Source organism: Bacteroidota bacterium (genome assembly GCA_018692315.1).
Taxonomy (GTDB): Bacteria; Bacteroidota; Bacteroidia; order Bacteroidales; family JABHKC01; genus JABHKC01.
The window spans coordinates 1-10,921 of the sequence record JABHKC010000175.1; the positions used below are offsets into that span (position 1 = coordinate 1).

A 10,921-nucleotide genomic window follows, 5' to 3' on the forward strand; every position below is an offset into this window, starting at 1 on the left:
ACTTGTATAGTATCAATCATAATAGGCTGATTAAACGGACTTGCGTATAACATATAACAATTTCCATTATTGTCATTTTCAATTGCATATACTGACTCTTGAGCATTAGTTCCAGCAGATAGAATCCATTCGCATTCTACTCCTTGTGAAAAAACATGATTATTTATAGTAAAGATGAGAATTAGTAAAATAAAGATTTTCATAATTTGATTTTTATTAAACAAAAATAATCCGATTTATTGGCGGCTGAACCAGCATGTTAAAAGTATTAAAATCCATACAAAAACCAGCTTTCTAATAAGATGAAAACATCTGTAGTATAATTCTTTGTAATGTAGTCTGATGGCATACCAATTTTCTTTTATTAAAACCAAAATGTACTTCATTTGTATAATTTCCTGTCATTTATTGATTTGACAATTGAATTGTACAAATATATAAGATTATTTTTTATTACAAAGCTGTTTATGCAAATTTTCAAAAATATAATAATTTAATTCCTTTTACCCAAAGCACAATACATAAATAAAATAGCAGTTTTGTTTAGATTATTTATAATTTTGCGTTGATGAGAATTAGAATTGGTTTTATATTTTTTGTGTTTTTCATTGGATTATCAAAATTTGTTTTGTCGCAAGAAGATGCCACAATCTATGGAAAAATTGCTGACAAAAAGAACCGTCCTATCGAATTAGTAAACATATCGGTAGAAGGATATCCAATAGGAATTGTAAGCGACAATCGTGGTAAATATGAGTTGAAAGTTCCTGCAAATACAAAATTAATAATTCATTTTTCGCATATAGAATATGAAAATGTCAACAAGGAAATTTTTCTGGAAACAGGCGAAAGGCAAAAAATTAATGTCAGTTTAAAGTATATTGTTCAAAATATTCCTGAAATATCGGTAAGAGCAAAGCGTGAAAAAAATCCTTATTTAGTGAGAATTGACCCTAAATTAGTGTCAAAAATTCCTGATGCTTCCGGAGGAATTGAGGCAATTCTCAAAACATATCCGGGCGTTTCGTCAAACAACGAATTAAGTTCGCAATATTCTGTACGAGGAGGAAATTATGACGAAAATCTTGTTTATGTGAACAATATTGAAGTGTATCGACCTTTACTAATTCGATCGGGGCAGCAAGAGGGTTTGAGTTTTGTAAATTCCGATATGGTCTCATCTATTCATTTTTCTTCGGGAGGTTTCGATGCGAAATATGGCGATAAGATGTCGTCGGTTTTAGATATCAGATATAAAAAACCCAGCGAATTTGGTAGCACTATTACAGGTAGTTTGCTCGGTGGTTCTATACATCTCGAAGATTGTTCGAAAAATCACCGCTTTACTCACATTTCCGGAATACGCTATAAAAGTTCGCAATATGTATTGAATAGTCTTGAGACTGAGGGAGATTACAAACCATCTTTCAGCGATTTTCAAACTTATCTGACATTTGATTTGAACGAAAAATTTGAATTAAGTTTTCTCGGAAATTATGCCCGAAATACATACTATTTTGTGCCTGAAACCAGAAATACATCTTTCGGAACAATAAACGAAGCTTTGAAGCTTAAAATTTATTTTGATGGTCAGGAATTAGACGAATTTACAACATATACAGGTGCCTTTTCAGGAAATTACATGCCAAACGATAAGCTAAAACTTTCCTTAACAACATCATTGTATCAAACAAACGAACAGGAAACTTTCGATATTCAAGGCCAATATTGGATAAATCAATTAGACAACGATCTTGGCTCAGATGCACTTGGCGATAGCTTAATGAACATAGGAGTCGGAACTTTTCTGAATCATGCCAGGAACTATCTTCAGGCAACTGTAATGAATTTCAATCACCATGGATTTTTGGTCAATGGCAATCATAATATCCAGTGGGGTGCAAAAATTCAGCACGAAAAGGTTAATGACAAAATCAGCGAATGGGAAATGCTCGATTCGGCAGGATATTCGTTGCCATACTCAGATTCTGCTGTTAATCTTCAGCAATCTTTACATGTCAGCAATACGATAAATTCTAATCGTTTCACCTTTTTTCTTCAAGAAACTTATTCTGTTGAAACTGAAAAATCGAATATTTTTTTTACCGGCGGAATTCGAGGAAACTACTGGGATTTCAACAAGGAGTTTTTGTTTAGTCCACGATTTTCTTTTGCAATAAAACCAAACTGGAAAAAAGATATTGAATTTCGACTTGCAGTAGGAGTTTATTATCAGTCGCCTTTCTACAAAGAATTGAAAAACTCCGAAGGCGAAATTAATAGGGATTTAAAAGCTCAACGCTCTATTCATCTGGTTTTTGGCAGCGAGTATAATTTTCGCATGATGAATCGCCCGTTTAAGTATGTTGGAGAAATTTATTACAAAAAATTAGATAATTTAATTCCATATACTGTTGATAATGTTAGAATTAGATATCTCGCAAAAAATAATGCTAGTGGTTTTGCAGGTGGTGTTGATATGAAATTGAATGGCGAATTTGTTAAAGGGATTGATTCCTGGGTGAGTTTGTCGATAATGCAAACTAAAGAAGATTTGAACGATGATTCTTATATTGAAACAGATAGTTTAGGAATTGAATCTACTGTTTATCCCGGATATATTCCCAGACCTACCAATCAGTTAATAAATTTCGGTTTGTTTTTTCAGGACTATTTGCCAATGAACCCAAGTTTCAAAATGCAGTTATATTTTATGTATGGCACAGGTTTACCGTTTGGTCCGCCCGATTCGGAAAGATATGAAGCCACCCTAAAAATGCCCTCATATTTTAGAGTTGACATTGGATTTTCGAAAGAAATTATTGGAGAAAATTCAAGTTTTTCCTCGAACAATCCTTTCCGATTTGTTAAAAGTATGTGGTTAAGTGCACATGTTTATAATCTTATAGATCGTAGCAATACAATTTCATATGTCTGGATTAAGGATGTTAGAAATCAAGAATATGCAATTCCTAACTATCTCACTTCGAGAAGAATAAATATCAAATTAAATATTAAGTTTTAGAATCAAAAGTTTTGAATTATGAAGTTTTTTAAGGAGGTTGCATTAGGCTTTTCGTCTTTTGGAGAGTCTTTAACTTTTGTTCGAAAACATAATCTTTGGCTATATGTTTTTTTGCCCGGTGTTATAAATATTTTTTTATTGATTTTGGTTTACATTTTTGCATCAAAAACCGGAGGCTTTTTGAGCAATTTTATTATGGATTTTTTTGGATTAAAATCTGGTTGGCTTTTGTCTTCATTCGATTTTTTCATTTCGTTTTTAATAAAAGTGCTGATATTTTTCTTTTACTCTCTGTTTTACAAATATTTAATATTGATAATAATGTCGCCAGTTATGGCGCTTTTGTCGGAAAAGACCGAGCAAATAATCAGCGGAAAAACTTACCCTTTCAATTTAGAAAGATTTTTGAAGGATATTGCGAGAGGGATAAAAATTGCTACACGAAATATTATTGTTGAAATTTTAATCGTGTCTCTTTTGTGGATATATACTTTTATCCCATTGATAGGATTTTTAGGCCCTATTTTTATTTTTATAATTCAATCCTATTTTTACGGTTTTTCAATGATCGATTATTATAATGAAAGAAAAAGACTGACTGTTCGCCAAAGCATCAAATTTATCAGGTCGCACAAAGCTTTTGCTTTTGCAAATGGCGTAATATTCTATCTGCTTTTTTTAATACCATTTTTTGGTTGGCTTATTGCACCAACTATTGGTGTTGTCTCTGCTACTCTTGGTGCTGAAAAAATAAATGCAAAATATTAACACTTAACACTTGATAAACAATATTCAACACTCAATATTCAATAATCAACACTCAGAAAGGACAAACAAGTAAAAAGTAGAAAATGAAGAAATTTGATTTAGAAGATAGATTTATTGACTATTCAATTAGAATGAGTAATGTTGTTGATAAAATTGATAATTCAAAATTAGGAACCTATTTAGCTGGTCAATTAATTAGAAGTAGTAGCTCGCCAGCATTAAATTATGGAGAAGCCCAAAGTGCAGAGTCAAGAAAAGACTTTGTTCATAAACTGAAGATAATTCTAAAAGAGTTAAAAGAAAGTAGAATTTGTCTTAAAATAATAGAAAGGAAACCACTTATCCAAAATACAAATAAGTTAGCTCAAGTTATGAAAGAAACGGAGGAGTTAATAGCTATAGTCTATAAAAGTATTGAAACCACTAAAGCAAATATGCAAAAATAGGACTTTGGTAATATTCTGATTTATTGAATGTTAAATATTAATTGTTGATTATTGATTATTGTTTATTGAATATTGTTTATTGAATATTGAATATTGTTTATTGAATATTGTTTATTGTTTATTGTTTATTGTTTATTGTTTATTGTTTATTGTTTATTGTTTATTGAATATTGTTTATTGAATATTGTTTATTGAATATTGTTTATTGAATATTGTTTATTGAATATTGTTTATTGTTTATTGTTTATTGTTTATTGTTTATTGAATATTGTTTATTGAGTATTAAATTTATAATGTTAAATTTTAAGTGCTTACTAAAGAAGCCCTTTTTTCCTTATAACATATAAAAGAAATGAAAAAAGTCAAAATATCGGCAGTTTCGTACCTAAATACAATCCCATTTGTTTTTGGTTTACAAAATTCTGAAATAAATGAGCTGATTGATTTATCATTAGATATTCCGGCAGATTGTGCCAAAAAACTGAAAACAGGGAAAACTGATATTGCACTGGTACCGATTGCAATTCTTCCAGAAATTGAGGATTATAAAATAATTTCTGATTTTTGTATAGGAGCAAACCGTGAGGTAAAATCAGTGATTCTTTTTAGCGAAACCAAACTTGAAAATATAAAAACTATTTATCTGGATTATCAATCGCTTACTTCTATAAATTTGGTAAAAATTCTGGTAAAATATTTTTGGAAAATTGATGTGGATTTTAAAAAAACAGAAGCAGGATTCGAATCGAATGTGATAAAAAACTCCGATGCAGCTGTAATTATTGGAGACAGAGCATTTTTATATTTAGACAAATACAAATACAAATACGATTTAGCAAACGAATGGTATAAATTTACAAATTTGCCTTTCGTATTTGCTGTCTGGGCAACAAAATCGGAGTTTGATAAAACATTTGAAGAGAAATTTAACAGAAGTTTAGGTTTTGGTATAAATAATATTTCGGAAGCAATAAAATCACATGCCAAAATATCTTTTAATGTAGAGGATATAAAAAATTACCTTAATAATAATATTAGTTACAATTTCGATGAAAAGAAGAAAAAGGGAATGCAATTGTTTTTTGAGTATTTGAAAAACGTTGATTAGAAAGAGACGAAATATTTAAGGAATTTAATTCACAACATAATTCCCAATTTCTAAACACTATTTGCCGCATATTAAAATTTGTTCATTTTTTTTTAGTGTAGGAGTTTAAAATCTTTAAAATTTGTATATTTGTCCACAATTATTAATTGTATTAAATTTTGACGTATGAAAACAAAAATTAGTTTTACTTTATTTTTAAGCTTGATTTATTTTAGTATAACTGTATTAAATGCACAGGTTAAAATAGTTACAGGATTTAAAAATGGTTCATACACCGAAATGGCTAATGATATTAAAAGGGTAGCCAAAGATGTAATTAAAGTTGACACAAGTTTTGTAAAAGAGGGAGAGTTTAAAATCACTGAAACTGAAGTCCCTTTCGTTTCAATAAAAACAACCACCGGTAGTTATTTCAATGGAAAACGATTAATTGGAAATATAAATAAAAAGGAAAAAGAGGTATTTTTTATTCAAGAAGATGTTTTAACTTTCATTAAAGACAAGAGTGAAAGAGAAAAAGGCAAAGATTGCACAAAGGATATTAGAATTTTGCTTCCGCTGGGGAAAGAAGAAATTCACCTGATTGTGAGAGCTGACAGTAGAATAAAATCAATAAAAGATTTACGAAATCGAACAGTATCAATAGGTTCTGTCAATCAAGGGACAAATATTACTGCCTCAACTATAAAAGAAATTACAGGTATAAACTGGAAATCTGTAAATATGTCGTTCGGTAAAGCTAAAACTGCACTTCTTAGCGGAAATATAGACGCATTTTTCTTTGTAGGTTCTGCACCTGTTAAAGATATTGCTTCGGCAGGAACCGACAGTAGATTTAAACTGGTACCCATTTCTGATAAAAAATTAGACAAACATTTCATGAAATCAAGCATTTTTGCAGATGCCTATAAATGGATTGATGCCGATGTTGGGACATATTCTGTGAATGTTTTTCTTGCTACAAATGTAAAAACTGAAGATTTTGAGGATGCCGAAAATGTAAGAATTCTACTTTCTACAATAAAGCAAAATATTGCAAAACTTCAGGAAAAAGGACATAAAGGCTGGAAATTTGTGAAATTTGATTTCTCGAAAGTCGTTAATTGGGAAATTCATGAAGCAGCCATGAAAGTTTTTGATTTATATTAATTCTCAATTATAAGCAATAGTTTTGCTAATGTTAAGAAACCCTGCGAGTATTCAAAACTCACAGGGTTTTTTATTTTCAAATTCTTACATCACCACATTTTAAAACTATAGATTTAATAGTGGCATCCAGTAATGGATTACTCATTATTTTTTAAAAAATTTCTTATAACATTAAGGAATGCATCAGGATTTTCATTGAAAGGATAATGGCCGGAATTTGGAATAATTTTTAGAATAGAATTAGGTATAAATTTTTGAAACTCAAGAGCAACTTCTTTTGGCGAAACATCATTTTCTCCATAAATTATTAGAGTTGAAGCTTTTATTTTATTAAAATATTTTTTCAAATCCATCTCTGGCGTTAAACTCAAATGCAAAGCATGTGTTTGCCATCCACCAATTATCTCAAGATTTTTATCAAATTTTAGTTCTGATTTATTCCTGAGAATTGCAGTAGAAAAATATTTGGTAAATTCAGTATTTAAATAATTCAACAAAAGCTCGTTCTTAAAAAACAAGTATTTATAATTGAATAAATTATGAATATATTCGTCATATTCTTCGTGAAAAGTTTTAGGAAGAGTCTCCTTTACATGATTGTAAAAATTATATGAATATTCAGCTTTTGAAAAAATATTGATTGGTGAAACCAAAATCAAAGTGTCAATATTTTCGGGAAATTCTAAAGCATACAATGTAGCAATAAGTGCTCCTGCCGAATGTCCAATCAATGTAATTTTTTCTTCACCAAGAATTCGTCTAATCTTTTCGATATCCGTAACCAGAGCTTCAATCCCCAAATTTTTCACCAATATTTTTGAATTTCTTTCAAAACTCTTTGATTTAAACTTATCGATTGGTCTTGTAGAGTTTCCACAAGCCCGCTGATGGTAATAATAAAAACGAAAATTGGATTCCAAATCTTTCAAGCCATCCCAAATTTCTACCGAAGGAATTAAATATCCACCCTGAACAATCAAAACTTTTTTCCCCTTGCCAATGCCTTGAAAAAAAATGTCAATACTTTCCGAAATTTTCCAAAAATTCTCTTTAACACTAACTTGTTGCGGAATATTAATTTTTCGATTAGCTAAATTTCCCGGAATATATTTATAAGAACCACAGCTCGAAATAATTAAGAATAAAGAAAAAAGAATCAGGCGAAAAATGAATTTCATTTCAGTAATTAATAATAAAACTTGTTTGAACAAAAATTTTAAAATTACAAAAATAAGAGACTTTGAGAATCTCAATATTTAACATAAAGTATTGCAACCCTTCACTTATTTTTTTGTCAATATTTTTAAGTTAATTTTACAAACAAAATTTTGAAGTATGAAAAAGCTTTTGATATTTATTTCCTTGCTACAAATTAGCATAGTCCTATTTTCGCAAAGCGATTATACACAGACAATTAGAGGAAGTATCGTTGACAAACAATCCCAAACTCCACTTATTGGAGCAACTATTGTTTTGAGTAATTCCGATCCAATTGTTGGAACAACTACTGACATAGATGGGAAATTCCGACTTGAAAAAATCCCTATTGGAAGGCAAGGGATAGTTATAAGTTATTTAGGTTACAATTCGGTGATAGTTGATAATTTAATGCTAAATTCGGGAAAAGAAATAATTTTGCAAATAGAAATGGAAGAACTGGTTTTTTCTACAGGTGAAATTATAGTGAAAGCAAAAACCGATAAAACCAGAGCAAATAACAAGATGGCAACTGTAAGCTCCCGCTCGTTCTCGATAGAAGAAACAGAAAGGTTTGCAGGAAGTTTGGGCGACCCTTCGCGCATGGCTGCAAACTATGCCGGCGTAATGTCCATCAACGACTCAAGAAATGATATAATAATCAGAGGGAATTCTCCAACTGGTTTGTTGTGGAGGCTCGATGGGGTTGAAATTCCAAATCCAAATCATTTTGGAGCTGCCGGAACAACAGGTGGTCCGGTTAGTATGTTGAATAATAATTTGTTAACTAATTCCGATTTTTTTACAAGTGCTTTTCCGGCAGAATTTGGTAATGCTTTGTCGGGAGTTTTCGATTTGAAAATGAGGACGGGAAACAACGAAAAAGCAGAATATGTTGGGCAAGTTGGTTTTAATGGTTTCGAGTTTGGAGCTGAAGGTCCGTTTTCGAAAAAATCAAATTCTTCATATCTAATAAATTACAGATATTCGACTTTAGAAGTTTTTAATAAGCTGGGCATTGATATGGGAGTTGGTGTAGCAATTCCGCAATATCAGGATTTGTCTTTTAAAATTGATATCCCCGGCACAAAATATGGCCGGTTTTCAATTTTTGGAATTGGTGGTTTGAGTTACATAGAACTTCACGACAGTGAAAAAGAGGAGGGCGACAATAGCTCTGCCTATGAAATGGGAGGCGTTGATCTTGATTTTGGTAGTGATATGGGAGTTGTTGGATTTTCGCATTTGTACTTTCTTAATGAAAAAACAAGAATAAAAACAACACTATCGGTTCTCGGAACTCAAACTACAACAAAAATTGATTCTTTACTTTTCGACGATGCAGGAGCAATTCTGGCAAACTCAAATTATTTGTTTTATCATGGTATAACTACTGAAAATAAGTATTCTTTATCGGCTCGATTGAGTAAAAAATACAATTCTAAAAATAATGTTGCCTACGGATTTGTTTATGACTTTTACCAAATAAATTATCTTGATAGTGCATACAAATACGAAACTGATGCTTTCGAAAGAAATTTCGATTTAGAAGGAAATCTGCAATTGTTAAAAGCATTTTATCAATGGCAACATCGTTTTAGCGACAAGCTGATTTTAAATTCAGGAATACATGCCCTTTATTTCGATTTAAATAATGAAATTTCTGTTGAGCCTCGCCTTGGTTTGAGTTGGAACTATTCTAACACTTCATCTGTAAATGTGGGATTTGGCCTGCATAGTCAAATACAAAACCGGCTAAATTATTTTCTCAAAACCAGACTTGAGAATGGGGAATACATTGAAACAAATAATGATTTAAAACTATCGAAGAGTAGTCAATTTGTGGTAGGTTTCGATAAATTGTTTAGCGAAAATTTACGTTTCAAATCGGAAGTTTATTATCAGCATTTATATAATATTCCGGTAAATAGAGAATATCCTGAATATTCAGCACTAAATTCCGGCGACGATTTTTATTCGCCCTTGTTAGATAGTTTGCTAAACAAAGGTACGGGAACAAATTATGGAATTGAATTTACTTTCGAGAAATTTTTAAGCAATGGATATTATTTTCTGATTACCAGCTCGTTTTTCGAGTCGAAATATGAAGGCTTTAGCGGAACTGAACACAATACAGCTTTCAATGGGAATTTTGTTTTGAATGCACTGGGAGGATATGAATTTAAAGTAGGGAAACACAATTCTATAACTTTCGATGCAAAAGTAATATATGCCGGCGGGAAGCCTTATATTCCTGTTGATATTGAAGCTTCAATTGAATCGAACTATACTGAATATGATTGGGACAAAGCTTTCGAACAAAGTTTCGACAACTATTTTCGTTTCGATTGCAGAATTGGCTTTAAAACAAATGGCAAACGAATGAATCAGGAATGGGCAGTCGATTTACAAAATATTACAGACCATAAAAATATTTATCGCCGGGAATTTTCGGGCCGTACAAAAAGTTTAATAACTGATTATCAGACAGGATTTTTCCCAATGATGCTTTGGAGAATCCAGTTTTAGAATTGAGTAATTTGAAACAAATATTACAGGTTTGGCATTCAGGCGATTAACTTATTCTCGCTGGTGCTGATTTGCAAATCCGTGTACTGGTATTCAGCTACTAAGAAAATTAATTCCCGGGATAAGTCAAACTAACAGTATTCGTCATCTTCACCTGATAGCCTTCGCCAGGAACCATATTCCCAATATTATTGACATTATAAATAGGCCAAAAAACTTCTCCTAAACCATTTTTTACTAATACAATTTCGTTTACTATAGAACTTAACATAATGCCGATAGGAGAGGGGCTTGTTCTTAAATATCCAATCAGGTTCCAGCCTGAATTTATGGAAACAGGTGAAAATGCCGGTTCACAAATGCTACCGTAAACAATAAGGTTTGTTGAAATTAAAGTTTTTATCTGATATCCTTGACCTAAGGTAAGGTTTCCAATTTGATTGATAGAAAATGCAGGCCAATAAATCAATCCTGTTCCACTTTTTACCATTTCGATATCTGAAATGATTGGCAAAAAAATACTTTCTATATCAGGATTTGATGGAATCATGTAGGTTGAAAAAATGCTCCAGCCTATTGGCAAGGCAATAATTTGTGAATCGATAAGCTGAATTTCAATTTCAAAAGTATCGGAAACTGTACAAAAATTCATATCAGAAACTACAACTGAGTAATTCCCTATTGATAAACTATCGATAT

At 31.2% G+C, this 10,921-nt stretch carries 9 protein-coding genes; 6 read left to right on the forward strand and 3 right to left on the reverse strand.

Annotated elements, in window-relative coordinates; translation table 11 throughout:
* On the reverse strand, nucleotides 1-203 hold a 203-nt coding region (locus tag HN894_13330; GenBank protein MBT7144304.1), incomplete at its 3' end, for a hypothetical protein.
* 365 nt (nucleotides 204-568) lie between these two features.
* On the opposite strand from HN894_13330, the gene HN894_13335 reads away from it, so the two are divergent.
* From HN894_13335 to HN894_13355, 5 genes are all read left to right on the forward strand, one after another.
* Nucleotides 569-3,025 carry a TonB-dependent receptor plug domain-containing protein gene (locus HN894_13335; protein MBT7144305.1) on the forward strand — a complete coding sequence of 819 codons (2,457 nt, stop codon included), beginning with the start codon at nucleotides 569-571 and terminating at the stop codon, nucleotides 3,023-3,025.
* Between the two features lie 18 nt (nucleotides 3,026-3,043).
* Nucleotides 3,044-3,793, forward strand: coding sequence for a hypothetical protein (locus tag HN894_13340; protein ID MBT7144306.1), 750 nt, complete (start codon nucleotides 3,044-3,046; stop codon nucleotides 3,791-3,793).
* Between the two features lie 83 nt (nucleotides 3,794-3,876).
* On the forward strand, nucleotides 3,877-4,239 hold the full coding sequence (locus HN894_13345) for a four helix bundle protein (GenBank protein MBT7144307.1): 363 nt from the start codon (nucleotides 3,877-3,879) through the stop codon (nucleotides 4,237-4,239).
* A gap of 352 nt (nucleotides 4,240-4,591) precedes the next feature.
* Complete coding sequence (locus HN894_13350; GenBank protein ID MBT7144308.1) at nucleotides 4,592-5,347, forward strand: menaquinone biosynthesis protein; 756 nt, start codon at nucleotides 4,592-4,594, stop codon at nucleotides 5,345-5,347.
* Nucleotides 5,348-5,512: 165 nt separating this feature from the next.
* Nucleotides 5,513-6,496, forward strand: a complete 984-nt coding sequence (locus HN894_13355; GenBank protein ID MBT7144309.1) for a TAXI family TRAP transporter solute-binding subunit — start codon at nucleotides 5,513-5,515, stop codon at nucleotides 6,494-6,496.
* 137 nt (nucleotides 6,497-6,633) lie between these two features.
* Here HN894_13355 and HN894_13360 read toward each other — a convergent pair whose 3' ends face one another.
* On the reverse strand, nucleotides 6,634-7,674 hold the full coding sequence (locus HN894_13360; protein MBT7144310.1) for an alpha/beta fold hydrolase: 1,041 nt from the start codon (nucleotides 7,672-7,674) through the stop codon (nucleotides 6,634-6,636).
* Between the two features lie 157 nt (nucleotides 7,675-7,831).
* Here HN894_13360 and HN894_13365 point away from each other — a divergent pair, with 157 nt between their 5' ends.
* Nucleotides 7,832-10,222, forward strand: a complete 2,391-nt coding sequence (locus tag HN894_13365) for a TonB-dependent receptor (GenBank protein ID MBT7144311.1) — start codon at nucleotides 7,832-7,834, stop codon at nucleotides 10,220-10,222.
* Between the two features lie 109 nt (nucleotides 10,223-10,331).
* Here the strand turns inward: HN894_13365 and HN894_13370 are convergent.
* A partial coding sequence (locus HN894_13370; protein ID MBT7144312.1) for a hypothetical protein occupies nucleotides 10,332-10,921 on the reverse strand: 590 nt, incomplete at its 5' end.

What these genes read in the sequence shown, in the direction of transcription:
- HN894_13335 (MBT7144305.1), top strand. Translation starts at nt 569, where the DNA reads ATGAGAATTAGAATTGGTTTTATATTTTTTGTGTTTTTCATTGGATTA.
- HN894_13340 (MBT7144306.1), top strand. Translation starts at nt 3,044, where the DNA reads ATGAAGTTTTTTAAGGAGGTTGCATTAGGCTTTTCGTCTTTTGGAGAG.
- HN894_13345 (MBT7144307.1), top strand. Translation starts at nt 3,877, where the DNA reads ATGAAGAAATTTGATTTAGAAGATAGATTTATTGACTATTCAATTAGA.
- HN894_13350 (MBT7144308.1), top strand. Translation starts at nt 4,592, where the DNA reads ATGAAAAAAGTCAAAATATCGGCAGTTTCGTACCTAAATACAATCCCA.
- HN894_13355 (MBT7144309.1), top strand. Translation starts at nt 5,513, where the DNA reads ATGAAAACAAAAATTAGTTTTACTTTATTTTTAAGCTTGATTTATTTT.
- HN894_13360 (MBT7144310.1), bottom strand. Translation starts at nt 7,674, where the DNA reads ATGAAATTCATTTTTCGCCTGATTCTTTTTTCTTTATTCTTAATTATT.
- HN894_13365 (MBT7144311.1), top strand. Translation starts at nt 7,832, where the DNA reads ATGAAAAAGCTTTTGATATTTATTTCCTTGCTACAAATTAGCATAGTC.